The organism is Pseudomonas capeferrum (assembly GCF_000731675.1).
Lineage (GTDB): Bacteria > Pseudomonadota > Gammaproteobacteria > Pseudomonadales > Pseudomonadaceae > Aquipseudomonas > Aquipseudomonas capeferrum.
The window spans coordinates 2,664,431-2,689,436 of the sequence record NZ_JMIT01000001.1 but is presented as its reverse complement, the minus strand read 5'-3'; the positions used below and the strand labels follow the sequence as shown (position 1 = coordinate 2,689,436).

Genomic DNA, 25,006 nt, shown 5'->3' with positions numbered 1-25,006 from the left:
ACTCATCTCCAAGCTATAACCTGGGTGCACCCCCGTCAAATTGCTTTCCCCGACCGAATGATCAATATGCTCTATCACGGCTGCTGGGCCAGCCCCCCATGATCGAAACGGCTTATCACGCCGTAAGATCTTTCGATTGGACGCCCCCACCCCACGCTCAATAGTCTGGAAAAAACACCGAGCGTGAGGATTCACCGCATGAGCCAGGACGAACACATCAGGGACTACAAAGGCGCCGCCGCCGGCTGGGGTGCGCTCAAGAGCGTGACCAAAAGCTGGCTGGGCAGCGAAAACGCCTTCAAGAACCTGCGGGCCATGCTCAAGACCAACCAGAACGGCGGCTTCGACTGCCCAGGCTGCGCCTGGGGCGAGTCGCCGGAAAACGACATGGTCAAGTTCTGCGAGAACGGCGCCAAGGCGGTCAACTGGGAGGCTACCGGCCGCTCGGTAGACCCGGCATTCTTCGCCAAATACAGCGTCAGCGCGCTGGCCGAGCAGACCGACTACTGGCTCGAATTCCAAGGCCGGCTGACCCACCCGATGCGCTACGACGCGGCCACCGACCACTACGTCGAAACCTCCTGGGAAGACGCCTTCGCCCTGATCGCCCAGCACCTGCAGGCACTGGACTCGCCCGATCAGGCCGAGTTCTACACCTCGGGGCGGGCCAGCAACGAAGCGGCGTTCCTGTACCAACTGTTCGTCCGCGCCTACGGCACCAACAACTTCCCCGACTGCTCGAACATGTGCCACGAGGCCAGCGGGGTGGGCATGTCGGAAACCCTCGGCGTGGGCAAGGGCACGGTGGTGTTCCATGACCTGGAGCTGGCCGACGCCATCTTCGTCATCGGCCAGAACCCCGGCACCAACCACCCGCGCATGCTCGAACCGCTGCGCGAGGCGGTCAAGCGGGGCGCCCAGGTGGTCTGCTTCAACCCGCTGAAAGAGCGTGGCCTGGAACGGTTCCAGCACCCGCAGCACCCATTCGAGATGCTCAGCAACGGCTCCGAGCCGACCAACACCGCTTACTTCCGCCCGGCCCTGGGCGGCGACATGGCGGCCATGCGCGGCATCGCCAAGTACCTGCTGCAGTGGGAGCGCGAGGCCCAGGCCAAGGGTGAGCCGGCCGTGTTCGACCATGCCTTCATCGTCGAGCACACCAGTGGCGTCGATGCCTACCTGGCGGCGGTGGATGCCACCGCCTGGGCGCATATCGTCGAGCAGTCGGGGCTGACCCAGGCCGAGATCGAGTTGGCCGCGCGCATGTACCGCAAGGCCGAACGGGTCATCATGTGCTGGGCCATGGGCATCACCCAGCACCGCCATTCGGTGGCCACCGTGCAGGAAATCGTCAACCTGCAGCTGCTGCGCGGCAACGTGGGCAAACCGGGTGCCGGCCTGTCGCCGGTGCGTGGCCATAGCAACGTGCAAGGCGACCGCACCATGGGCATCGACGAGAAGCCCAAGGCCGGCTTGCTCGACGCCCTGGAAGAACGCTTCCAGTTCCGTGTGCCACGTGCCCACGGGCATAACGCGGTGCTGGCGATCAAAGCCATGGAAGAAGGGCAGGCCAAGGTCTTCATCGCCCTGGGCGGCAACTTCGCCCAGGCCACGCCGGACACCCCGCGCACTCATGCGGCCCTGCGCAATTGCGCACTGACCGTGCAGATTTCCACCAAGCTCAACCGCTCGCACCTGGTCACCGGCCGCGATGCGCTGATTCTGCCGTGCCTGGGCCGTACCGAAATCGACCTGCAGGCCAGCGGGCCGCAGGGTGTCACCGTGGAGGACACCTTCAGCATGGTGCACATCTCCCACGGCCAGCTGCGCCCACGTTCGCCGCACCTGCGTTCGGAGCCGGCGATCGTTGCCGGCATGGCCCAGGCGACCTTGGGCAAGAAGCCGATCGACTGGGAATACGCCATTGCCGACTACGGCCGCATCCGCAGCATGATCGCTGACGTGATCCCGGGTTTTGCCGACTTCAATGCGCGCCTGCAGCACCCGGGTGGGTTCCACCTGGGCAACAATGCGGCGGATCGCAACTGGCGCACCGCGACCGGCAAGGCGCGTTTCAGTGCCAGCCAGTTGCCGGAGCAACTGGTCAATGCCCAGGTGCTGGCCCGTGGCGACAAACCGGACCTGATCCTGCAGACCTTGCGTTCGCACGACCAGTACAACACCACGCTGTATGGCCTGGACGACCGCTACCGCGGGGTGTTCGGCCTGCGCGAGGTGGTCTTCGTCAATGAGGCCGACATTCGCCGCCTGGGCTTTGAGCCCGGCGAGCATGTTGACCTGGTGTCGCTGTGGGAGGATGGTCGCGAGCGGCGGGTGTCGGGGTTCCGCCTGGTGGCGTATGACGTGCCCGAGGGGCAGGCGGCGGCCTATTACCCGGAGACCAATCCGTTGGTGCCGCTGGAGAGTTATGGCGAGGGGACGTATACGCCGACGTCGAAGTTTGTGGCCATCAAGCTAGAGAAGGCCAAGGCCGGGAACCGGATCGAGGCGGTGTTGGCGGCGGATTGATCGGTGGCCTGGAAGGGCCTCCAGCATCCCGTCAGGGGCGGTGCACGGGGTACGCCGTGGTGTACTTCATCTGCTCCATGGCAAAACTCGAGGTGATGTTGGAAAGCCCATCCGTGCGAGTGATCAGCTTCTTGTAGAACCGGTCATAGGCGGCGATATCACCCACCACCACCCGCAGCATGTAGTCCCAGTCCCCGGACATGCGGTAGAACTCCATCACCTCTTCGAAACTGGTCACGGTGGCGGCGAATTGCTCCAGCCAGGCGCTGTCGTGGCGCTGGGTCTTGAGCTGGACGAACACGGTCAGGCCCAGCCCCAGGCGCGTGGGGTCGAGCAACGCGACACGGCCGACGATGTAGCCGTCTTCTTCCAGGCGCTTGACCCGCTTCCAGCAGGGCGTGGTCGACAGGTTGACCGCCTCGGCCAGGTCCTTGAGGGAAACCGACGCGTCGCGTTGGAGCAGGGTGAGGATGTGCTGGTCGAAACTGTCCATATCGATAGAAGGCTGGCTGTAGAAAATTCTTCTCCAGATTACGCCAGAATGCAGGAAATTAATCCCCCTTGCTGCGCGCCCTTGCCGAGCGCGGCGGTTGTGCGATAGTTGCAGGCTCTATTCAGTCAATGGACCGGATCATGTCCGACAAGCCGCGTAATTTCGCCACCCGCACCATCCACGCCGGCGAACAGCATAGCGTTGCCGACAACGCGATCTTCCCGCCCATCTATACCGCCAGTTCCTACATCAAGCGCAGCCTCGACGATAACCCCGAGTATGCCTACAGCCGTGTCGGCAACCCGACCCGGCATGCCTACGAGAGCTGTGTGGCGGCGCTGGAAGAAGGCGTTGGCGCGGTGGCTTGTGCCTCTGGCGTGAACGCCACCGCGACGGTGCTCGAACTGTTGCCCAAGGATGCCCACGTGGTGGTGATGAACGGTGTCTATGGCGGCACCTTCCGTATCCTGGAGGACTACCGCAGCCATACGTCGGGGCTGACCACCACCTACGTCGACCTCAACGACCTGCAGGCCGTGGCTGCGGCGATACGCCCGCAAACCCAGCTGATCTGGATAGAATCACCGACCAACCCGCTGCTGCACCTGGTCGATATCAAGGCGGTCTGCGACCTGGCGCGTGCGCGCGGTATCCTCACCTGCATCGACAACACCTTCTGCTCGCCCTGGAACCAGCGGCCGATCACCTTGGGCGTGGACCTGGTGATGCACTCGGCAAGCAAATACATCGGCGGCCACTCCGACCTCACCGGCGGTGTGGTGGTAGCGGCCAATGACGCACTGCTGGCGCGTTTGCGCAAGATCAGCATGGCGGTCGGGGCCATCCAGGGGCCGTTCGACTGCTACCTGGCGCTGCGCGGCCTGAAGACCCTGGATGTGCGCATGGAGCGCCAGTGCGCCAATGCCCTGCAGGTGGCGCGTTTTCTCGAAAGCCACCCGCAGATCGAACAGGTCTATTACCCGGGGCTTGAAAGCCACCCGCAGCATGACCTGTGCAAGCGCCAGATGCGCGCGGGCGGGGCCGTGGTGGCAATGAAGGTCAAGGGCGGCGACCGGGCCGCGCTCAATCGCCTGGTAGAGGCCTTGCAGATCTTTGTGCTGGCCGACTCGCTGGGCGGGGTGGAAAGCATGATCAACCACTCCTGGAGCATGTCGCACAACTCGCTGAGCCCGGAGCAGAAAGGCGAGATGGGGATCGGTGAGAACCTGCTGCGGTTGTCGGTGGGGATCGAAGACTACCGCGACCTGATCGAGGACCTGGACTGCGCGCTGCGGGCGTCGGCAGCGGTGTGAGGGTTGCCGGCCTGTTCGCGGGTTTGCCCTGCGAACAGGCCGGCGCATTCAAATTCAGGTTGTGTGGGTCAGGCTTTGGGCGGATGAACGATGCGTTCGATCTTGTCCTTGATCAACAGCCGCTCCTTGCGCAAACGGGTGACGGTGTCATCGGTGCTGGCGTTGCCCTCGGCGGCCAGCACTTCCTTGTCCTTGGCGTTGTACTCCTTGTGCAGTTTGTGCAGGTCATGGTCCTTGTCAATGCGCATCTGGAAGTCGTCGGCAGTGATGTTCAGGTCAGCGAGCAGATCGTGCGGAACGGGCATTTCTTCACCTCTCTTGGGGGTTGGCGAATGGTCCTGACTTTTGAGGATAGTCGCCTTTGCGCCGAGGGGGGGCTGGGGTAGGCTGTCGCATCCCCCTGTGAGCCGTACGCCAAGCTTCGCCTGCCTGGCTGAATGGCGGCTGAATGAACTTCATTTAATGTGATAAAGATGCCCGCTCACTGTTTTGTTGGCGTCTTTTTCACGAAACATTGATGGTGCCCTTTCTAGAGTTCAGCCAACGTTCCCCCGGTGCCGCACAGGCCCACGGGCTGATACTCACTCTTGATTGCGAACCCTGATGCTCAACGTCAAATCCCTGCGGACTGAATGGGTCACGCTGCTGGCCAGCCTGTACCTGCTGATCGGCTTCAATGTCTTTCTCTGGCAACACCTGGAACAGGTGGTTCCGCCAGGGCTGCCGGGGCTTTGGCTGAGCCTGGCGTTTGCTGTGCTGATGCTGTTCGCGTTTAATTTGATCTTGACCTTGTTTGCCTTCCGGTTTGTGTTGAAACCGGTGCTGATCCTCTTGTTCATGAGTGGTGCAGGTGTCGCTTACTTCATGAATCAGTACGGTGTACTTATTGATGCCGGTATGTTCCGTAATATCGCCGAAACCAATGTCACGGAAGTGCGCGACTTGCTCTCGCTGAAGTGTGCCTTGTATATCCTGGGGTTGGGTATTTTGCCTTCGGTGCTTTTGTGGAAGGCGCCGATCGCCTACCGCGCCTGGCACCGCGAACTGCTGGGCAAGCTGGTGGTAAGCGGCGCCTGCGTGGTGGCCTTGGGGTCGGTGGCGCTGGTCAACTATCAGGGGTTGTCTTCGCTGTTTCGCAATCACCACGAACTGCGCCTGATGCTGACGCCGAGCAATATCGTCGGCGCCTCCATTGGTTATGTCAGTGAACGTGTGGGCACGGCCGCCCGGCCATTCCAGCCTTACGGTGAAGATGCCCGGCGCGATGCAGCCTGGCAGCAGCACGCCCGTAAGTCGTTGACCGTGCTGGTGGTGGGTGAGAGCGCGCGTGCAGAAAACTTTGGTGTGCTCGGCTATGCCCGCGACACCACGCCAAACCTTGCCAAGGAGCAGGGCCTGCTGGCGTTTTCCGACGTGCATTCGTGCGGTACCGAGACGGCGGTGTCGGTGCCGTGCATGTTCTCGGGCATGGGCCGTAAGGAGTACGACGCGCGCGTCGCCAAGAACCGTGAAGGGCTGCTCGACATCCTCCAGCGCGCAGGCCTGGCCGTGCAGTGGCGCGACAACCAGTCGGGCTGCAAGGGTACCTGTGATCGGGTGCAGTTCATCGATGTCAGCAACCTCACCGACCCGGCCCTGTGTGCCCATGGTGAATGCCATGATGAGATTCTGTTGCAGGGTTTGGCCGAGCTGCTCGACAACCTTGACAAGGATACCGTGCTGGTGCTGCACCAGATGGGCAGCCATGGCCCCGAGTACTTCAAGCGTTACCCGGCGCAAACCGAGCGGTTCACGCCGGTGTGCCACAGCAATGCCCTTAACCAGTGCAGCCAGCAGGAGATCGTCAACGGCTACGACAACACCCTGGCCTACACCGACAAGGTCCTGGCCATGTTGATCGATACCCTGCGCAGCAAGCAGGACAAGGTCGATACCGCCATGATCTACCTGTCCGACCATGGCGAATCGCTGGGCGAATACAACCTGTTCCTGCATGGCACCCCCTACATGCTGGCGCCTGAGCAACAGAAACACGTGCCGTTGCTGACCTGGTTTTCGGACAGCTACCGCGAAGATTTTGGCCTGGACACCGACTGCCTGGCCAAGCTCAGCGACGCACCGCTGTCCCAGGACAACCTGTTCCACTCGATGCTTGGCCTGTTGCAGGTGCGCACCGAGGTCTACCAGCAGTCGCTGGACATGTTCGCCAGCTGCCGGCCTTGGCTGGCAGCCAAGCGTTGACTGCCAATGGCCTGCATACCACCGTTTATCTATTCCAAGGATGGCGCAGGTTTCACCCGCAGTGCCCGCGCCGTATATACTGCGCGCCAATGTTAGTGGGAGAGCCTCGTGGCCATCGAAATACACTGGATCCGTGACGACCAGACCCTGGCCGAACTCTGCCGAAGCTGGCGCGAACTGCCCTTCGTAGCGCTCGACACCGAATTCATGCGGGTAGACACCTTCTACCCCAAGGCGGGGCTTATCCAGATTGGCGACGGCCAACGCGCCTTTCTGATCGATCCGCTGCTGATCAAGGACTGGCAGCCCCTGGCCGAGTTGCTGGAAGACAGCGGCGTGGTCAAGGTGCTGCACGCCTGCAGCGAAGACCTCGAAGTGTTGCTGCGCCTGACCGGCAAGCTGCCACAGCCACTGTTTGACACGCAGTTGGCCGCCGGCTACCTGAACCTGGGCTTCTCCATGGGTTATTCGCGCCTGGTCCAGGAAGTGCTGGGGCTCGAGCTGCCCAAGGGTGAAACCCGCTCCGACTGGTTGCAGCGCCCGCTTTCCGAAACCCAGATCAGCTACGCCGCCGAGGATGCCGTGCACCTGGCCGAGCTGTTCACCGCCCTGCGCCCGCGCCTGTCCGACGACAAGTACGCCTGGGTGCTGGAGGACGGCGCCGAGCTGGTTGCCCAACTGCGCCGCGAGGTCGAACCCGAGAGCTTGTACCGCGACGTCAAGCTGGCCTGGAAGCTTGCGCCCCAGCAGTTGGCGGTGTTGCGCGAGCTGTGTGCCTGGCGCGAGCGCGAGGCACGCCACCGCGACGTGCCGCGCAATCGCATCCTCAAGGAGCACTCGCTGTGGCCGATGGCCAAGTCCCAGCCGTCCAACCTGTCGGCGCTGGCCAAGATCGACGAGATGCACCCGCGTACCATCCGTCAGGACGGTGAGTTCCTCGTTCAGCTGATCAAGCGGGCTGCCAGCCTGCCTGCCGAGCAGTGGCCGCAGGTCCTGCCCGAGCCCTTGCCGATCGAGGCTGCCGGTATCCTCAAGCAGCTGCGCGCGATCGGCCAGGCCGAAGGCGAGCGCTTGGGCATAGCCCCCGAGCTGATGCTGCGCAAGAAAACCCTGGAAGCCCTGCTCAAGAGCGGCTACCCCAACGGCCCCTATCAACTGCCCGATTCGCTGCGCGGCTGGCGCCGTGAGCGTATGGGCCAGGCCCTGCTGGACAACCTGGCAGGTGCCGGAGAAACCCGATGAAACGTATCTGCTCGATCTACAAGAGCCCCCGCAAGAACGAAATGTACCTGTATGTGCTCAAGGCCGAAGGCCTGGAGCGCGTGCCCGAGGCCCTGCTGCCGTTCTTCGGCGCCCCCGTGCATGCTTTCGACCTGGTGCTGACCCCCGAGCGCAAGCTGGCGCGCGAGGACATCGCCAAGGTGCTGGAAAACCTCGACAACCAGGGCTATCACCTGCAGATGCCGCCGGTCGAAGACGAGTACATCGAGCACCTGCCCGAAGAGCTGCTGCGCCGTAACGATCCGGTCTGACCCAGGCCTGGTTCCCCTCTTTCGCCAAGTGGCCCGCGCGTCGGGCCGCTTTGGTTGTCTGCCAAGGTTGTTTTCACGAATGCGCGTTCTGATTGCCGAACAGGATCATGCCCATTACGCCCAGTTGTTGGGCCAGGCGGCCCCTGACCTGGAAATCCTGACCAGCAGCGACTCTGCCGAACTGGCGCTGCAGGCGTCGCAGTGCCCAGTGTGGCTGGGTCAGCCTGACTTACTGGCGAGCCTGCTACGCCAGGGCCACAAGCCGGCCTGGATGCAGTCGACCTGGGCGGGCATTACCCCGCTGCTGGCCGACGGCTTGCCACGGGATTATCGCTTGACGCGTGCGGTGGGCATTTTTGGTCAGGTGATGGCGGAATACATGCTCACCTACATGCTTGGCCATGAACGCGAAGTGCTGCCGCGCCTGCTGAGCCAGGTGGAGCGGCGCTGGGACGACCGCCCGGGCGGCACGCTGGAGGGGCGCCAGGTGTTGATCGTCGGCACCGGCGATATTGGCCAGCGGGTAGCCGAGTTTCTCCAGCCGTTTGGGGTAACCCTGTACGGTATTGCCAGCAGCGCCCGTGAGCAGGCGCCGTTCGCCGAAGTGGCCGCGCTGGCGGACCTGCCGAGCAGGGTCGAGCGGGCCGATTACGTGATCAACCTGCTGCCGGACACGCCGGCTACCCATGATCTGTACGATGCGGCGCTGTTCCAGCGTTTCAAGCCCAGTGCGTTGTTCATCAATGCCGGGCGCGGGGTGGCGGTGGTCGATGGCGACCTGGTCGAAGCACTGAAGCAAGGCCACCTGGCGGGCGCGGTAATCGATGTGTGCCGCCAGGAGCCGCTGCCCCAGCGTCACCCGTTCTGGACCGCCTTGGGCTTGCTGCTGACCGGGCACAGCTCGGCGCCCACCTCGCCGGCGGCGATGGTGCGGCTGTTTGTCGAGAATGTGCGGGCATATGAGGCGGAGCAGGGCTTGCGCGGGGAAGTGGATTTCACCCGGGGTTACTGATGTGCAGTGGCTTTACTGGCCTCTTCGCAGGGCAAGCCCGCAGGTACTGAGCAGTTCTGCAACTTGCTCAGTGCCTGTAGGAGCGGGCTTGCCCCGCGAAGAGGCCAGTACAGCCAATAAAGCGCTTACAGGCTGAAATCACCCTCAGCCGCCAGCTCGCTCAGCGGCCGGCGTGGGCTTGGCACCTCACGCGCCTGCAGTGCCTCGGCCAGGGTCGCCTTGTCGCCCAGCTTGCCGATCGCGATCATGGCATGCAGCTCGTAACCTTCAGGCACTTTGAGTTCGGTACGCGCCAGTGCCTTGTCGAAACCGGCCATGCCGTGGGTGTGCCAGCCACTGATGCTGGCCTGCAGGGCCAGGTGCCCCCAGGCGGAACCGGTATCGAAGGTGTGCCACAGGGCCGGGCTCTCTTCCGCGGCGCCAGGCGCTGCGAAAGTGGTCTTGGAAATGATCAGCACCAGCGCCGAAGCCTGTTGCGCCCAGCTGCGGTTGAAGGGCACCAGCAGGTTCAGGTAGCGCTCCCAGTTCGGCGTATCGCGACGGGCATAGAGGAAGCGCCAAGGCTGCGAGTTGTACGCCGACGGCGCCCAGCGCGCGGCTTCGAGGAAGCTCAGCAGGGTCTCTTCGCTGATCGGCTCGGCAGTGAAGGCGCGCGGCGACCAGCGGTTGATGAACTGCTCGTTGATCGCGTAATCGGCAATACGGGGTGTGGCGCTCATGGCTGCTCCTGCAAGAGGATGGGAAAAACCGCACGCTACTGCGTCCCGTCGTCACTGACAAGCGGTCTGGCTTTGCCGAAGGCCAGGCTCTAGACTGGCGCCGCCGCGCGCCGCCCATTGAAGATGAATGCAGGAAACCCGTGTGATGATCGCTGACAGCGCGCCGTTCTGGCGGCGCAAGACCCTCGAACAACTCAACCCGCAAGAGTGGGAATCGCTCTGCGACGGTTGCGGTTTGTGCTGCCTGCAAAAGCTTGAGGACGAGGACGACAACAGCATCTATTACACGCGCATCGCCTGCAAACTGCTGGACCTGAACACCTGCCAGTGCAGCGATTACCCCAACCGCTTTGCCCAGGTGCCCGACTGCATCCAGCTCACCCCGGGCAAGGCCGATCAGTTCAAGTGGCTGCCAAGCACCTGCGGTTACCGCCTGGTCAGCGAAGGCAAGGACTTGCCGGACTGGCACCACCTGATCTGCGGCGATCGCCAGCAGGTCCATGAACAGCGCATTTCCCAGTCAGGGCGTATGCTCAGTGAGCATGATGTCGACGAGGACGATTGGGAAGACCATCTGATTTTTCGCGCCAGCTGACCGGCGCGCCCCGTCGCCTCTGGGAAACAAGGAGTTTCTGTATGCGTTGCCCGCTGTTGCTGCTGTTAAGCCTGGTGGCCTGTTCGCCGGCCTGGGCGAAGAAAGTCGACCTGGATTATCACGTGCGTCTGTTGCCCGCCAATGGCCAGGCTGAAGTGCGCCTGACCCTGGCTGAGGGCAGCAGTGTGCGCAGCCTGGATTTCGACCTGGGCAAGGGCGGCACCTACAGCGGCTTTCAGGCCGACGGCCAATGGCAGGTGGCAGAGCAGGGCGCGCGCGGGGTGTGGCACCCGGCGCCGGGCAAGACCAGCCTCAGCTACCGCGTGCAGCTGGACCAGCAGCTGCGCAGCGGCGCCTACTCGTCGCGTATCACGCCCCATTGGGCGTTGTTCCTCGGTGACCAGTTGGTGCCGCCTGCGCACCTCGACCAGCAGGACGGTACCGAGCTGGTGGCGCGCCTGTGGTTCGACCTGCCCGAAGGCTGGAAGAGCATCGAAACGTCCTGGCCACGTGTCGGCAAGGACAAGTTTCGCATCGACAACGTTTCACGCCTGTTCGACCGCCCCACCGGCTGGATGCTAGCCGGTGACCTGGGCAGCCGCCGTGCACGTCTGGGCGAAACCGAAGTCACCGTTGCCGCGCCGGTCGGGCAGGGCATGCGGCGCATGGACAGCCTGACCTTGCTGACCTTTGTCTGGCCGCAGTTGCAGGCGGTGTTCCCCCGTAACCCGCCGAAGTTGCTGCTGGTCGGTGCCCGTGACGGCATGTGGCGTGGCGCGATGGCGGCGCAGGGGTCGCTGTATCTGCACAGTGCCCGGCCGATGATCAGCGAGAATGGCAGCAGCCCGTTGTTGCGCGAACTGGTGCAACTGTTTGCACAGATCCATGGGCGTGATGGCAATGACTGGCTTGTCGAGAGCCTGACCGACTACTACGCCAGCGAATTGCTACGCAGAGCGGGTGGGGTAAGCGATGACCGCTACCAGGCCTGGCAGGCGCGCTTGAGCAAGCAAGGCGCCAAGGTCACGCAGCTCAAGGGCGAGCAGGCCAGCCCGGCTCAGGTTGCCCGGGGGGTGATGCTGTTGCAGGCACTGGACAAGGAGATCCGCATCCACACCCAGGCCAAGCGTTCGCTGGATGATGTGGCGCGGGCGCTGATGCGTTTGCCGAGCGTAAGCACCGAAGAGTTCGTGCAGATCAGCGAGAGCGTGCTGGGGCGCCGGTCCGAGGTGTTGCAGAGCAAGGCGTTGCGCTAAAGGCCTCTGTAGCCTGTGCCCGCGAACCGGCTGGCACAGGCCAAGTAACATCAAAGGCCGGTCAACGGATCCTTCCCTGTCACCGTCACCCCGCGCGTAGCTGCCTTGGCGCTCGCCTTCAATGCCTGCAACTGTTCCGCGCTGCGTTCGATGTCCGAGCGCAACCGGTTGTATTCCTGACGGTGCCGTTGCCACCAGGCCTTGGTCGAGCAGTGCCCGCTGACCCCACGCGCCACCGCCAGGCCGCCCACTACCATCTGCAGCAGGCCGACCAGGCCGCCATGGCGCAGCCCCTTGCTGAACATCAGCGCCCCCCCAGCCAGCGAACCGACCCTTTCCAGGCCCTGAACATTGTGCTCCGGCGACGCCGCAGCGGTATGGATATCGAGCATGGCAAGCCCTCCGTGTGAAGTGTAAGTAGCTGACCGCAGGCTGATTGCAGCCGTTCATTCGTGTTGCTCAACGGCATGCGGGATGAGTGGCTGCAAAGTGGAAGGGGGTGGTCGCAAATAATCCGCAAGGTGTCCGGTCTGGATAACATTTTGTCCGGTTTGGAAATGCAGCGCCAACGGTGTTTAATCTCACCCCAGGTAACCCCTCAAGCCCTTTGAATCAGGGGCTTTGAGAGATTCAATCGCTCATCGAAAATGCTGTAGACACATTGTCTAACAGTGCCCTATAGTCGTTATACAAATAGTAGACACAGCGCCATGACAACAAAGAAGGCCGCCATGAAAGCCACCGTTCAAGCCATCAGTGCGCCCGCAGGCGCTGAAGCGCCGCAGGACCGCAAGGCCGTCCTCGCCGAAGCGCTGCGCCGCCGGATCCTCAGCATGGAACTGGCCCCAGGGGCTGTGGTGGACGAGCTGGCGCTGTGTGACGAGTTCGGCCTGTCGCGCCCACCGGTGCGTGAACTGCTGCGCCAGATTGCCGCTGAAGGCTATATCGAGCTGGAAGCCAACCGTGCGCCACGGGTTGCCGCGATGAACCATGATTCGCTGCACAGCTTCTTCGTCGCCGCGCCGCTCATCTATATCGCCACCACTCAGTTGGCCGCCACCAACGCCAGCACAGCGGAAATCGAGGCGCTCAAGGCTATCCAGGTGCTTTTTCGCCAGGCCATCGAAGCGCGTGATGTGGAAAACCGGGTGGTCTACAACGATGCCTTCCACCTGGAAATCGGCAAGATGGCGCACAACGACTACCTGATGCCGAGCCTGCGCCGCCTGCTTATCGACCATGCCCGCCTGGGCAAGATTTTCTATCGCCACCCGACCACCGATGACATGCAGCAGGACCTTGAAGTCGCCTGCGATCAGCATGACCAGATGATCCACGCCATCGAACACCGCGACCCCGCGCGCGCCGGGCAACTGGTGCGTGAGCACTTCGAGCTGTCGCGCCGGCGCATGGCCGAATACGCAGCGCCGCAAGGGCTGGATGTACCCATTCAGCTATGAGATTCCCAGGTCTCGCCGCTGGCGCCGACCGCTCGTCAACAGCAAGATCCAGGTTAGTGACATGACAAGAATAAGTTCGTTACCTGCCGATGATGCCACCTGTGGTTGGTATCACCTGAGCAAGCCCCGTAAGCCCCGGCCGGCCCACAGTGGCCACAGCCAGGCGCGTTGGGTGGTGGTCGGTGCTGGTTTCACCGGCCTGGCCGCTGCACGCCAGCTGGCAACGAACTTCCCGGACGACGAAATCGTGTTGGTCGAGGCCCAGGAAGTCGGTTTCGGCACCTCCGGGCGCAACGCCGGTTTTGCCATCGACTTGCCCCATGACATTGGTGCCGAGGATTACATCGGCGACATCGATATCGCCAAGACGGTGCTCAAGCTCAACCTGGGCGGCCAGTCCTATCTCAAAGCGCTGATCGAACGCTACGACATCGACTGCCAGTTCCGTCACTGCGGCAAATACCAGGCGGCCGTCGAAGATCGCGGCATCGCGGTGCTGGATGCTTATCGCCGTGGCCTGGACAAACTGGGCCAGCCGTATGAAGTGATTGAAGGCCGCGACATGCCGGAGCATATCGGCACCAACTTCTACCGCAAGGGCCTGTTTACCCCCGGCACTGCCTTGCTGCAGCCCTCGGCGCTGGTCAAAGGCCTGGCCGACAGCCTGCCGAGCAACGTCTCGTTGTACGAAAACACCCCGATTACCGACGTCGAATATGGTGCGAAGGTGGTACTGCGTCATGCCAACGGCTCGATCACGGCCGACAAGCTGGTGCTCACCACCAACGCCTTCGGCATGAGTTTCGGCTTTCTCAAGGGCCGCATGCTGCCTGTCTTCACCTATGGCAGCATCACCCGCCCGTTGACCGATGAGGAACAGGCACGCCTGGGGGGCAAACCCTACTGGGGCGTGATCCCGGCCGACCCGTTCGGCACCACGATGCGGCGCACCGTCGACAATCGCCTGCTGATCCGCAACAGTTTCAGCTACAACCCGGACGGGCGCAGCAACCGCAAGTACCTGGAACGCTTTGTCCAGCGCCACCGCGAGTCGTTTGCCCGGCGCTTCCCGATGCTGCCCGAGGTGAACTTCGAATACACCTGGGGCGGTGCCCTGGCGTTGTCGCGCAATCACATGGGGTTCTTCGGCCAGTTGGCGCCCAATGTCGTAGGCGCCCTGTGCTGCAATGGCTTGGGCGTTACCCGTGGCACCGTCACCGGCGCATTGCTGGCCGACTGGCTGGCCGGCGACAAAAACGAACTTATCGCGTTTCTGCTCAATGCCCCCGGGCCTTGCGCAAATCCACCGCAGCCCTTGGTATCCCTGGGCTTGAACGCAAACTTGATGTGGGGGCAACTGCGCGCTGGCAAAGAAAGCTGATCCTTATCTGAGTTAGGCCATTGAACATTTAACGCCGGGTGTGAGTTAGCCGGCACGGGCGCGCTTTGCCCGAATTTGATGATCGAGATGCGCTGTCCGGTCACCCGGGGCTGAACCGTGTTTTCAGTTTCGCGGCCGCGCTCGCCTTGAATATGTGCATGCAGATGAAGTGGTAGGAACAATAATGACAAGTCCGAATATTTCGATTGAAGAAGTACCGATCAACCGCTTCCACCAGTTGCTGACCCTGCGCTCGGGTGGCGGATCGTTCGTCGATGGCTATGTGTTGAGCATCATTGGCGTGGCCATGGTGCAAATGTCTGCAGGCCTTGGCCTGAACAGCTTCTGGCAGGGCATGATCGCCGCCTCGGCGCTGATCGGCATTTTCTTCGGCGGCTTCTTCGGCGGTTGGTTGACTGACCGCTTTGGCCGCAAGCGGGTGTTCTTCGTAGGCCCGACCCTGTTCATCCTGGCCTCGCTTGCGCAATTCTGGGTGGAGTCGGCGCTGGCGTTGTTCCTGCTGCGGTTTGCCATCGGTATCGCAGTGGGCATCGAGTACCCGGTGGCCACTTCGCTGCTGGTGGAGTTCTTGCCGAAGAAGAACCGCGGCCCGCGCCTGGCTACCTTGACCGTGCTGTGGTTCGCCGGTGCCGCTACCGCCTACGTGGTCGGTGAAGCGCTGCTGCGCAACGGAGGCGAGGATGCCTGGCGCCTGGTGCTGGCCAGTGCAGCGGTGATCGGCGCGCTGCTGTTCGTCATGCGCCTGGGCACCCCGGAGTCGCCGCGCTGGTTGATCAGCAAAGGCCGTTCGTCCGAGGCCGAGCAGGTGATCAAGCGCGTCTATGGCGAGGGCTTCTCGCTGCGCAACCTGCCGGAAGAGCCCAAGGCCCGCAAGCTGTCGTTCTTCAGCCTGCTGCACTCCGGCTACGGCAAACGCATGCTGTTCGTCACCATGTTCTGGACCTGCTCGGTGATCCCGGTGTTCGCCGTGTACGCCTTCGCCCCGAAAGTGCTGGGTGCACTGAACCTGAAGGGTGACTGGGCATCGATCGGTTCGGTCGCCATCACCTGCCTGTTCGTGGTCGGTTGCATCGTCGGCACCCGCTTGCTGAACACCATTGGCCGGCGCACTACGCTGCTGCACAGCTTCTTCTGGTCGGGGCTGGCCCTGCTGGGCCTGGCGGCGTTCAGCAACGGCAACGAGATGCTCATCCTGGTGCTGTTCGGGGCCTATGCATTGTTCATTGGCGGTGCCCAAGTACTGCAGCTGGTCTACCCCAACGAGCTGTTCCCTACCGAAATCCGCGCTGGCGCCGTTGGCGTGGGCACCTCCATGTCGCGGGTCGGTGCTGCGGTCGGCACCTGGCTGGTCCCCATCGCCCTCGACAACTATGGCATCGGCGCAACCATGTATGCCGCTGCCGCCGTCACCTTTGTCGGCCTGGCCTTCTCCGTCGCCCTAGCACCGGAAACCCGTTCGCTGAACCTGCAGCAAGCAGCTTCGCTGACCTGAACCCATGACCACCGGCCGCAGCGTCGCACCGCTGCGGCCTCTACAACACTGATCAACGCACTGGAGAACCTACCGTGAAATTCGAAGGCATCTACACCCCGGCAATCACTCCGCTGGCTGCGGACGGTTCGATCGACAAGGCGGCGTTCGCCGAAGTGCTCGATTACCTGGTCGAATCGAAAATCCACGGCGTGATCATCGGTGGCTCCACCGGCGAGTACTACGCCCACACCGCGCAAGAGCGTATCGAACTGGCCGCCCAGGCCAAGGACGTGCTCAACGGCCGCCTGCCGCTGATCATCGGCACCGGCGCGATCCGCACCGAAGACTCGGTGGCGTTCGCCAAGCACGCCAAGGAAATCAAAGCCGATGCGCTGCTGGTGGGCACCCCGCCGTACGCGCTGCCGACCCAGCAGGAAATCGCCCTGCACGTCAAAGCGGTCGACGCTGTGCTCTACAACTACCCAGGCCGCATGAGCGTGAGCATGGGCGAAGCGTTCTTCGATGCGGTCGCCGATGTGAAAAACATCGTCGCCATCAAGGAAAGCTCTGGCGACATGGCCCAACTGCACCGGCTGGCCATCCAGCGCCCGAACATCCAGCTGTCGTGCGGCTGGGACGACCAGGCCCTGGAGTTCTTCGCCTGGGGCGCCCAAAGCTGGGTGTGCGCCGGCTCCAACTTCATCCCGCGGGAGCACGTGGCCCTGTTCGAGGCCTGCGTGGTCGAGAAAGACTTCGACAAAGGCCGCCGCATCATGAGCGCCATGATGCCGCTGATGGACTTCCTGGAAGGTGGCAAGTTCGTCCAGTCGATCAAGTACGGCGTGGCCCTGAACGGCCTGAGCACCGGTGGCGTGCGCAAGCCGCTGTCCGAGCTGGACGCTGCCGAGAAGCAGGCACTCGAGCGCGTGGTCACTGAACTCAAGCGCAACATCGCCCAGATCACCGGAGGTGCCTGAAAATGGCTGAATTACTGAGCAAGGCACAGTACGCGGCCATCGCCGCCGACCTGCAACTGCGTACCCAGGCGTTCATCGACGGTGAATTCCGCGATGCTGTCTCGGGCCGCACCTTCGTCACCAGCAACCCGGCCACCGGCAAGCAACTGGCCGAAGTCGCCGCTTGCGACGTGCAGGATGTCGACCTTGCCGTGGCAGCAGCCAAGCGCGTGTTCGAAGACGGTTCGTGGTCCAAGCTGCAACCGGGTGAGCGCAAGCACATCCTGCTGAAGTTCGCCCAGTTGCTGGAAGACCACAGCCATGAGCTGGCGGTACTGGAAGCGTTGGACAGCGGCAAGCCGGTCAGTGAATGCCAGAACGTCGACGTGCCGGAAACCATCCACACCATCCGCTGGCACGCCGAGCTGATCGACAAGATCTACGACAGCACCGCGCCGACCGGCAACGCTGCCGTGACCATGGTGGTGCGTGAAGCCATCGGTGTGGTCGGCCTGGTGCTGCCCTGGAACTTCCCGCTGCTGATGCTGGCCTGGAAGATCGCCCCGTCGCTGGCCGCCGGGTGCTCGATCGTGGTCAAGCCGGCCAAGGAAACCACCCTCAGCGCCCTGCGCGTGGCCGAACTGGCCCACCAGGCTGGCGTACCGGCGGGTGTGTTCAACCTGGTGCCTGGCGGTGGCCGTGAAGTGGGCGAAGCCATCGGCCGCCACATGGACATCCCGATGGTCAGCTTCACCGGCTCCACCGACACCGGCCGCCTGTTCCTGAAATACGCCGCCGAGTCCAACCTCAAGCGCATTGTCCTGGAGCTGGGGGGCAAGAACCCGGCCGTGGTCATGAATGACTGCGAAGACCTGGACGAAGTGGCCCAGTTCGTCACCGCCGGTGCGTTCTGGAACATGGGCGAGAATTGCTCGGCCTCTTCGCGCCTGATCGTGCACAAGGACGTCAAGGACGAACTGCTGACCCTGATTGGCAAGCACTTGAAGGACTGGAAGCTGGGCGACCCGCTCGACCCGGAAAACCGCCTGGGCGCGATGGTCAGCAAATCGCACTTCGAGAAGGTGAAGTCTTACCTGGAATATGCCGCCGAGCAGAAGCTCAACGTGGTGCAGGGCGGTGAGACCGAGCAGGGCGTGTTCGTGCAGCCGACCATCGTTGACGGGGTTACGCCTGACAATCGGTTGTTCGTCGAGGAAGTTTTCGGCCCAGTGTTGAGCGTAACGTCGTTCGAGACCATTGAGGAAGCGATCGAGCTGGCCAACGACACCGTCTACGGCCTGGCCGCTTCGGCCTACACCGGCAGCCTGCGCAATGCCTTGCGCCTGTCACGGGAAATCCGCGCGGGGGTGGTGACGGTGAACTGCTTTGGCGAGGGCGATGCGTCGACGCCGTTCGGTGGCTACAAAGAGTCCGGCTTTGGTGGGCGTGACAAGTCCATCTGGGCCCATGACCAGTACACGGAGTTGAAGACCATCTGGATCAACGCTGCGTGAGCTGACTGCAGGACGGTGCTGTTCTGACGGAGCTCAGCACCTGGCCGCTTCTGGTTTGTCTGTGCCGGCCTCTTCGCGGGGCCGGCATGAGCACCATCAGAAGTGGCTTTTTATTTGAACTTGGGCCCGGAACGGGTATTCAGGCCTTTGGCCAACCGGTCATACAGCACCACATTCACCGTCGCCGCCAGGTTCATGCAACCTTCGGTCGGGATGTAGATGGTTTCTTCACACCACGCCCGCACGCTGGCATCGAGGCTGCCGTCTTCCGGCCCGAAGATGTAGATGGCGCGATCCGGGTGGGTGTATTCGGGCAGCGGCCGTGCGCCTTCGACCAGTTCCACTGCCACAGGCGTGCAACCCAGCGGGATGATGCGCTGCAGGTCGTCGATGCCAATCAGGGGGATGTCGTAGTGCACACGCTTGGTGTCGGTGACGAAGTCGCGGGCGCGTTCATAGCGCTTGCCGGTGTAGAACACCGAGTTGACGCCGTAGCAACCTGCTGCGCGCATCACCGAGCCGACGTTTTCTGCCGACTTGGGGTTGAACAGGCCGATGCAGCTGTATCGTTTGTTTGCCACGTACCGGGGCCCTTCGCGTAAAAAGCGCGATTATACGGGCTCGCCGGTAGCAGCGGGGGGCGAATCGATGTTCAGTCTTTCTTCAGCAGACCCGCCAGCCCGGCAAACGGGTTGTGGGTGGCCTTGGCGATGCTCGGGGTGCTGGTCGAGCCTTCGCTGAAATACTGCTGGTCGGTATAGCGCGAGTGTTCGTTGTCGTGGCAGTACAGGCACAGCAACTCCCAGTTCGAACCGTCCTGCGGGTTGTTGTCGTGGTTGTGGTCACGGTGGTGCACCGTCAGCTCGCTCAGGCGCTTGCCGGCGAACTCGCGGGCGCAGCGGCCACACACATGCGGGTACATCTTCAGGGCCTTGTCGCGGTAGCCCATTTCTTTGTCGCGCTTGGCATCGGCGAGGATGCGGTCGAGGCGCGCGGTGGCGGCGGAAGTAGAGGCCGAGCTCATGGTGTTTCCTTTGTTCTGATCAGGCAAATGACGGTTATGCCACTGAGTCTAGCGCGCTTGCAGGCCAGGCGGACAGGCGAAAGCTGTCATTTAGGCGTAGCCTGTAGAAAGGTTCCCGACAGGAGGTTGCTGATGTTGCATGCGATCCTCGCCGCGTTGTTGCTGGCTGGCTTGCCCATGGCCGAAGCGGCCAGCACGCCACCCAGGCTCAATACACCCGTGCCCGGTGCGCCTGGCACGCCTACGCCCACGCCTTACCCGCAGATCACCCCAAGTACGCCGCCCAAGGCATACGACAGCCAGCCTGGCGCGCCGCTGTTGCCACCGATGCCGGTGCCGGGGCCCCCTAAAGACCAGCCTTTGCCGGGGTTGCGGCCAGAGCCGGCCAAGGTGCCGGTGGAGGAGGACTGAGGGTTTGTGAAAGGGGCGCAGAGCGCCCCCAGCATGGGTCAGTTCACGCCCAGTTCACCAAACACAAACGCATACTCCAGCGCCACATCCTTGAGCCCCTGGTACCGCCCACTCATGCCGCCATGCCCGGCGCCCATTTCGGTCTTGAGCAGCAGCAGGTTGTCATCGGTCTTGCGTGTGCGCAGGCGGGCCACCCACTTGGCCGCCTCCCAGTACTGCACGCGGCTGTCGTTGTAGCCAGCCACCACCAGCATGGCCGGGTAGGCCTGGGCCTTGACGTTCTCGTACGGGGCGTAGGCCTTGATGCGCTCATACACCTCAGGCTCCTGCGGGTTGCCCCATTCGTCGTACTCGGTGACGGTCAGCGGCAGGTCGGGGTCGAGCATGGTGTTGAGCACGTCGACGAAGGGCACTTCGGCGATCGCGCAGCGGAACAGCTCAGGGCGCAGGTTGAGCACCGCCCCCATCAGCAGCCCGCCGGCGCTACCACCACTGATCGCCAGGCGCTCGGGCGAGGTCACGCCTTCGGCGATCAGGTGCTCGGCACAGGCGATGAAGTCGGTGAAGCTGTTCTGCTTGTGTTCCTGTTTGCCGGCCCGGTACCAGGCCTCACCCAGTTCGCCGCCACCGCGCACATGGGCAATGGCGAAGGCCACGCCGCGCTGCAGCAGGCTCAGGCGCGCATGCGAGAACCACGGGTCGAGGCTTTCGCCATAGGCGCCGTAACCATACAGGTACAGCGGCACGGTCTTGCCCAGGTCTTCGCGGCGACGCACCAGGCTGATCGGTACCTGGGTGCCGTCCTGGGCGGTGGCCCACAGGCGCTGGCTGACATAGTCGTCGGCATCGAACACGCCCAGCACCGGGGTTTGCTTGAGCACCACCTGCGCACCGCTGGCCAGCTCCAGCTGGCGCACCTGGGCCGGGCGGTTGAGCGCTTCGTAACGCAGGCGCACGCGGCTGCTGGCGAATTCCAGGCTGTCTTGCACGTAAAGGCTGTAGGCCGCATCCGGCAATTCGACGCGATAGGCAGGCAGGCCCTGCGGGCGCACTTCGATGATCGGCAGGCCACCTTCGCGCAGGCTCAGGGTCAGCGCCCCCGCGTTGAGGCTCAGGCCCTCGAGCATGACCTTGTCGTTGTGCGGCACCAGCAGTTGCCAGCGATCACGGGTCGGGACCTGGTCGGCCGGGGCGTGGTAGAGGGCGAAGTTGATGCCGTCCTGGTTGCTGCGCACGAACCACTGCCACTGGCCATCGAGCTGGCCGTGGTCGGGGAAGTACTCATGGCCCTCCACCCGCGGCGCCAGGCAGGTGAACGGCAACTGCGGGGTTTGGGCATCGAGTACCCAGGCCTCGCTGGTGGTCTTGCTGTTGAGCAACAGCACCAGCTGGCGTTCGGAGCTTGTGCGGTAGCAATGCAGGAAGAAGCGGCCGTCCGGCTCTTCGAACACAGTCGGCGCGTCGCTGCCGCCCAAGGTGTGGCGGCGCAGGCGCCAGGGGCGGTGGGTGTCATCGAGTTCGGCGAAAAACAGCGTCTGGCTGTCATTGGCCCAGGTCAGGCTACCGTCGCAGTCCTCGAAGGGCAGGGCGGTGACACGGTCGTTGCCCAGGTCCTTGACGTACAGGGTGTAGACCTCATCGCCGCTGGTGTCGAGGCTGTAGGCCAGCAGGCGATGGTCGGGGCTGACGTTGAAGGCACCCAGCGACAGGAAGCCGCCGTTGGCCAGGGCGTTAGGGTCGAGCAGCAGTTGCTCGCGGCTTTCATCCACCGTGTTGGAGTCGTCGGCCGGGCGCGGGCAGCGGTAATGGCGTGGGTACTCGTCGCCGGCGGTGGTGCGGGTGTAGTACAGGTACGGGCCCCAGGGCGAGGGCAGTGACAGGTCGGTCTCGAGGATGCGGCCCTTGATTTCCTCGAACAGTTGTTCGCGCAATGGCGCCTGATGGGCCAGGCAGGCCTCCTGGTAGCTGTTTTCGGCCTGCAGGTAGTCGAGCACCTCGGGGGTGTCACGCTGCTGCAGCCAGGCATACGGGTCACTGGACTGGTCTGCGCGGGCAATGGGGGGCTGGGGCTGGGTGGGCATCTGCATTCTCTTGGCTGGGAGGTCGGCGCGGGCCTCCGAACAGCGGAGGGGCGCCTGCGCCCTGAAAAGTGTTTATCATAGGCAACTCTTTGCCTGGCTTGCACGAACACCATGACCGAGAACGACTATACCCTCGCCTGGGGCCTGTACGCCCTTGCCGCCCTGGGCTGCCTGCTGGTGGGCTTCAAGCTCACCGGATGGATGTGGCGCTGGCTGCGCGAACCGCTGCGGGTGATCCTGGCGGTGCTGCTGCTGACCCCGACCGTCGTCGACCCGGTCAAGGACAGCTTTGCCCCGGCGATTGCCATCACCGCCCTGGACGTTGCCTTCAAGGTGGGCAACAACGCCTGGCGCGCGGTTTCCGACTTTGCCATGTACGGCATGATCGCCTTTGCCCTCTACCTGCTCTTCGTGCTGTTGCGCTGGCCGCTGGAAAAGCGCGCCCGTGAGCGTCGCGAGCAAGCCGAGGCAGCGGCCAAGCGCCAGGCCGTCGAGGATGCCGACGTCACGGCCCAGGCCCCCTTGTCGGCCGAACGCCGCGACCGTTACCGCAACGATCCCCCTGCCGCACCTGCTGGCGGCGGCCGGGTCGAGCCTCGTCTGTAACCGGAGACACGCGCATGTGCGAATTGCTGGGCATGAGTGCCAACGTCCCCACCGACATCGTTTTCAGTTTCACCGGCCTGATGCAGCGCGGTGGCCGCACCGGCCCGCACCGTGATGGCTGGGGCATCGGCTTCTATGAGGGGCGCGGCCTGCGCCTGTTCCAGGACCCGGCGGCGAGCAGCGAGTCGGAAGTGGCCAACCTGGTGCAGCGTTACCCGATCAAGAGCGAAGTGGTCATCGGCCATATCCGCCAGGCCAATGTCGGCAGGGTTTGCCTGTCCAACACCCACCCGTTCGTGCGCGAAATGTGGGGCCGCAACTGGTGCTTTGCGCATAACGGCCAATTGGGCGAGTTCAAGGGTGAAGCCACCTTCTACCGGCCTGTGGGTGACACCGACAGCGAAGCGGCCTTCTGCGACCTGCTCAACCGCATTCGTGCGGCGTTCCCAGAGCCGGTCGCCGTGGAACAGCTGCTGCCGGTGCTGGTCGAAGCCTGTGCCGGCTACCGTGGCAAGGGCGTGTTCAACTGCATGCTCAGCGATGGCGACTGGCTGTTCTGCTTCTGCTCGACCAAGCTGGTGCACATCACCCGTCGCGCACCCTTTGGCGCTGCAAGGTTGAAGGATGTCGACCTGATCGTCGATTTTCACACCGAAACGACCCCCAATGACGTGGTCACGGTGATTGCCACCGAGGCCCTGACCGAGAACGAGACCTGGCAGCGTTACGCGCCGGGTCAATGGGCACTGTGGCGGCACGGAGAGTGCGTTGCGCAAGGCCAGAGCTAAGGACGCTGCATGTTCAGAAGTTACCTGCGGTTGTTGCTGTTCACGTTCGGCCTGCTGGCCGGTATCCAGGTTCCGGGGCTGATCAACGACTACAGCCAGCGGGTCGAGGCGCACCTGTTCGAGTCGCGCCAGGCGCTTGATGGCTTCAAGCAGACTGCCGAACGCTTCTTCAATGGCGACCTGCAGGCATTGCTGCGGCATTACCGCAGCAGTGACGACCCGGTGTTCAACAGTGATGCCAACAGCATCGAAAGCCTGATGATCCGCAATGAACTGCTGGAAAACGAATGGCAGGCGTTGCAGGGTTCGTGGGCCAGCCGCACCTGGCATGTGCTGGTGCAGCCAGACCCGCAAATGCGTGAAGAAACGCTGAAGGGCTACAGCTACCAGATACTGCTGGTGCCGGAAGCGATTGGCTGGGGCATTGGTGCCGGGTTTGTGCTGGCCTTCATGGTCGAGAGCCTGTTGCTTGCCATTGGCTGGGTAATCATGGGCGGGCGGCGCAGGGTGGTGAAGGAAAGCTGGCGCTGAGGTTGCACCGGGCTCTAGCGGTTGCTTGGGGCCTCATGGACACAGCATATCCAATGGCAAGCACCTACTGTGCAACCAGCACAATTCTCTGAGCCCCCACATCCCGCGCATACTGTTCCAGCACCTGCCGGCAAACCCCTACCACCTCATCCACCAATGCCACGCCGGTCTGCCAGGCCACCACCAGTTCCAGGCTCGGGGGTGGTTGCAAGCCCTCCAGCAGCACCAACTCACCAAGGCCCAGCTCCGCATCCACCAGCGCCGGTGGCAGCGCACCGATCGCGAAGCCGTCACGCAGTAGCCGGGTAATCGCCGCCACCGAGTTCACGCAATTCAAGCGCGGTGTTTGCACCCCTGCGCCCTGCAGCAGGCTGAGTACCTCCTGATGCGGCCGCGAGTTCTTCGAAAAGGTCACGATGCGCTCGCGGCCAAGCTCGGCCAGCGAGGCATAATCGCGCTGCTGGAGCGAGCCTGCAGCGACGATCCAGCCCATCGGGTAGCGCGCCAGGTCCAGGCTGCGGATCGACTGTTCGCGCAACAGGTCGGTCTGCAGGATCACATCGAGAAAGCCTTTTTGCAGCTGCTCGCGCAGGTTCAGCGCGGTATCGGCCACCAGCTCGATCTCAACCTGCGGGTAGCGTTCGGTCAACGCGGCCACCAGCGCGCTCATCCAGGTGTGGATCACCGTGTCCATCACGCCGATGCGGATGCGCCCGACCTTGGCCCGGTCGCTGTCCAACGACTGCTTCATGGCCTTGGCGGTGTCGAGCATACGCTCGGCGTACTCCAGCACCTTGCTGCCCTCTGGGGTCAGGCTGACGCCGCGTGAATCGCGCAGCAGCAGCTTGACGCCCAGGTCAGCCTCCAGCGCGGCGATGCGGCTGGAGACCGAGGCCTGGGTGGTGAACAGCTTTTCTGCCGTCAGACGGAAGCTCTTGAGCCGGGCGACCCAGACGAAGGTTTCGAGGAAGCGAAGGTTCATGATCAGTTTTTCTTGTTCCAGACCGGGGGTTTTTCTCGTTGGACGCAAGCCGCGCGGCCTCTGAACAATGATGCCCAGGCCGCGACG

Annotated in this window: 25 protein-coding genes; 17 read left to right on the top strand and 8 right to left on the bottom strand. The window is 63.3% G+C overall.

Annotated features, from left to right (window positions below; all coding sequences use genetic code 11):
- Window positions 1-198: 198 nt before the first annotated feature.
- On the top strand, window positions 199-2,529 hold the full coding sequence (locus PC358_RS11905) for an FdhF/YdeP family oxidoreductase (RefSeq protein WP_033699782.1): 2,331 nt from the start codon (window positions 199-201) through the stop codon (window positions 2,527-2,529).
- Window positions 2,530-2,560: 31 nt separating this feature from the next.
- Here PC358_RS11905 and PC358_RS11900 read toward each other — a convergent pair whose 3' ends face one another.
- Window positions 2,561-3,022, bottom strand: coding sequence for an Lrp/AsnC family transcriptional regulator (locus PC358_RS11900; protein ID WP_033699780.1), 462 nt, complete (start codon window positions 3,020-3,022; stop codon window positions 2,561-2,563).
- Window positions 3,023-3,150: 128 nt separating this feature from the next.
- Here PC358_RS11900 and PC358_RS11895 point away from each other — a divergent pair, with 128 nt between their 5' ends.
- On the top strand, window positions 3,151-4,335 hold the full coding sequence (locus PC358_RS11895; RefSeq protein WP_033699778.1) for a trans-sulfuration enzyme family protein: 1,185 nt from the start codon (window positions 3,151-3,153) through the stop codon (window positions 4,333-4,335).
- Between the two features lie 68 nt (window positions 4,336-4,403).
- On the opposite strand, the gene PC358_RS11890 is transcribed toward PC358_RS11895, so the two are convergent.
- Window positions 4,404-4,640, bottom strand: a complete 237-nt coding sequence (locus tag PC358_RS11890; protein WP_033699777.1) for an HP1242/YdcH family protein — start codon at window positions 4,638-4,640, stop codon at window positions 4,404-4,406.
- A gap of 298 nt (window positions 4,641-4,938) precedes the next feature.
- Here PC358_RS11890 and PC358_RS11885 point away from each other — a divergent pair, with 298 nt between their 5' ends.
- The 4 genes from PC358_RS11885 (at window position 4,939) to PC358_RS11870 (ending at window position 9,120) form a co-directional block, all read left to right on the top strand.
- A complete protein-coding gene (locus tag PC358_RS11885) occupies window positions 4,939-6,576 on the top strand; it encodes a phosphoethanolamine transferase (protein ID WP_033699776.1) in 1,638 nt (545 codons plus the stop codon).
- 108 nt (window positions 6,577-6,684) lie between these two features.
- On the top strand, window positions 6,685-7,818 hold the full coding sequence (rnd, locus tag PC358_RS11880; protein ID WP_033699775.1) for a ribonuclease D: 1,134 nt from the start codon (window positions 6,685-6,687) through the stop codon (window positions 7,816-7,818).
- Complete coding sequence (locus PC358_RS11875; RefSeq protein WP_033699773.1) at window positions 7,815-8,108, top strand: YcgL domain-containing protein; 294 nt, start codon at window positions 7,815-7,817, stop codon at window positions 8,106-8,108. Before rnd ends, PC358_RS11875 begins: the two co-directional genes overlap by 4 nt.
- Window positions 8,109-8,187: 79 nt before the next feature.
- Window positions 8,188-9,120, top strand: coding sequence for a D-2-hydroxyacid dehydrogenase (locus PC358_RS11870; RefSeq protein WP_033699772.1), 933 nt, complete (start codon window positions 8,188-8,190; stop codon window positions 9,118-9,120).
- 125 nt (window positions 9,121-9,245) lie between these two features.
- Here the strand turns inward: PC358_RS11870 and PC358_RS11865 are convergent, their stop codons facing one another.
- Complete coding sequence (locus PC358_RS11865) at window positions 9,246-9,839, bottom strand: nitroreductase family protein (RefSeq protein WP_033699771.1); 594 nt, start codon at window positions 9,837-9,839, stop codon at window positions 9,246-9,248.
- A 145-nt stretch (window positions 9,840-9,984) separates the two neighbouring features.
- On the opposite strand from PC358_RS11865, the gene PC358_RS11860 reads away from it, so the two are divergent.
- Entirely contained in the window at window positions 9,985-10,434 is a 450-nt protein-coding gene (locus PC358_RS11860; RefSeq protein ID WP_033700206.1) for a YcgN family cysteine cluster protein, read from the top strand.
- Between the two features lie 41 nt (window positions 10,435-10,475).
- Entirely contained in the window at window positions 10,476-11,690 is a 1,215-nt protein-coding gene (locus PC358_RS11855; protein WP_033699770.1) for a hypothetical protein, read from the top strand.
- 50 nt (window positions 11,691-11,740) lie between these two features.
- Here the strand turns inward: PC358_RS11855 and PC358_RS11850 are convergent, their stop codons facing one another.
- Window positions 11,741-12,082 (bottom strand): DUF2892 domain-containing protein, encoded by a 342-nt coding sequence (locus PC358_RS11850; protein ID WP_033699769.1) that lies wholly within the window; start codon window positions 12,080-12,082, stop codon window positions 11,741-11,743.
- Window positions 12,083-12,421: 339 nt separating this feature from the next.
- Here PC358_RS11850 and PC358_RS11845 point away from each other — a divergent pair, with 339 nt between their 5' ends.
- From PC358_RS11845 to PC358_RS11825, 5 genes are all read left to right on the top strand, one after another.
- Complete coding sequence (locus tag PC358_RS11845) at window positions 12,422-13,150, top strand: GntR family transcriptional regulator (RefSeq protein WP_033699768.1); 729 nt, start codon at window positions 12,422-12,424, stop codon at window positions 13,148-13,150.
- Between the two features lie 61 nt (window positions 13,151-13,211).
- Window positions 13,212-14,531 (top strand): NAD(P)/FAD-dependent oxidoreductase, encoded by a 1,320-nt coding sequence (locus PC358_RS11840; protein ID WP_033699766.1) that lies wholly within the window; start codon window positions 13,212-13,214, stop codon window positions 14,529-14,531.
- A 184-nt stretch (window positions 14,532-14,715) separates the two neighbouring features.
- Entirely contained in the window at window positions 14,716-16,044 is a 1,329-nt protein-coding gene (locus PC358_RS11835; protein ID WP_033699764.1) for an MFS transporter, read from the top strand.
- Window positions 16,045-16,118: 74 nt separating this feature from the next.
- Complete coding sequence (locus PC358_RS11830; RefSeq protein ID WP_033699761.1) at window positions 16,119-17,003, top strand: dihydrodipicolinate synthase family protein; 885 nt, start codon at window positions 16,119-16,121, stop codon at window positions 17,001-17,003.
- 2 nt (window positions 17,004-17,005) lie between these two features.
- Window positions 17,006-18,496 (top strand): aldehyde dehydrogenase, encoded by a 1,491-nt coding sequence (locus PC358_RS11825; RefSeq protein ID WP_033699759.1) that lies wholly within the window; start codon window positions 17,006-17,008, stop codon window positions 18,494-18,496.
- Between the two features lie 110 nt (window positions 18,497-18,606).
- Here PC358_RS11825 and PC358_RS11820 read toward each other — a convergent pair whose 3' ends face one another.
- Together PC358_RS11820 and PC358_RS11815 are read right to left on the bottom strand one after the other, a co-directional pair.
- A complete protein-coding gene (locus PC358_RS11820) occupies window positions 18,607-19,077 on the bottom strand; it encodes an RNA methyltransferase (protein ID WP_033699757.1) in 471 nt (156 codons plus the stop codon).
- 71 nt (window positions 19,078-19,148) lie between these two features.
- A complete protein-coding gene (locus tag PC358_RS11815) occupies window positions 19,149-19,520 on the bottom strand; it encodes a YajD family HNH nuclease (RefSeq protein WP_027594605.1) in 372 nt (123 codons plus the stop codon).
- 132 nt (window positions 19,521-19,652) lie between these two features.
- Between PC358_RS11815 and PC358_RS11810 the strand changes: the two genes are divergently transcribed.
- Window positions 19,653-19,931, top strand: coding sequence for a hypothetical protein (locus tag PC358_RS11810; protein ID WP_033699755.1), 279 nt, complete (start codon window positions 19,653-19,655; stop codon window positions 19,929-19,931).
- A 38-nt stretch (window positions 19,932-19,969) separates the two neighbouring features.
- Here PC358_RS11810 and PC358_RS11805 read toward each other — a convergent pair whose 3' ends face one another.
- A complete protein-coding gene (locus tag PC358_RS11805; RefSeq protein WP_033699753.1) occupies window positions 19,970-22,012 on the bottom strand; it encodes a S9 family peptidase in 2,043 nt (680 codons plus the stop codon).
- Between the two features lie 111 nt (window positions 22,013-22,123).
- Between PC358_RS11805 and PC358_RS11800 the strand changes: the two genes are divergently transcribed.
- Genes PC358_RS11800 through PC358_RS11790 form a run of 3 tightly spaced genes read left to right on the top strand, consistent with a single transcriptional unit; the run spans window position 22,124 to window position 23,937 of the window.
- Window positions 22,124-22,618 (top strand): hypothetical protein, encoded by a 495-nt coding sequence (locus PC358_RS11800; RefSeq protein ID WP_033699750.1) that lies wholly within the window; start codon window positions 22,124-22,126, stop codon window positions 22,616-22,618.
- Between the two features lie 14 nt (window positions 22,619-22,632).
- On the top strand, window positions 22,633-23,406 hold the full coding sequence (locus PC358_RS11795; protein ID WP_033699748.1) for a class II glutamine amidotransferase: 774 nt from the start codon (window positions 22,633-22,635) through the stop codon (window positions 23,404-23,406).
- Window positions 23,407-23,415: 9 nt separating this feature from the next.
- Entirely contained in the window at window positions 23,416-23,937 is a 522-nt protein-coding gene (locus tag PC358_RS11790) for a DUF2937 family protein (RefSeq protein ID WP_033699746.1), read from the top strand.
- 64 nt (window positions 23,938-24,001) lie between these two features.
- Here the strand turns inward: PC358_RS11790 and PC358_RS11785 are convergent, their stop codons facing one another.
- Window positions 24,002-24,919, bottom strand: a complete 918-nt coding sequence (locus PC358_RS11785) for a LysR family transcriptional regulator (protein ID WP_033699744.1) — start codon at window positions 24,917-24,919, stop codon at window positions 24,002-24,004.
- Window positions 24,920-25,006: the final 87 nt, after the last annotated feature.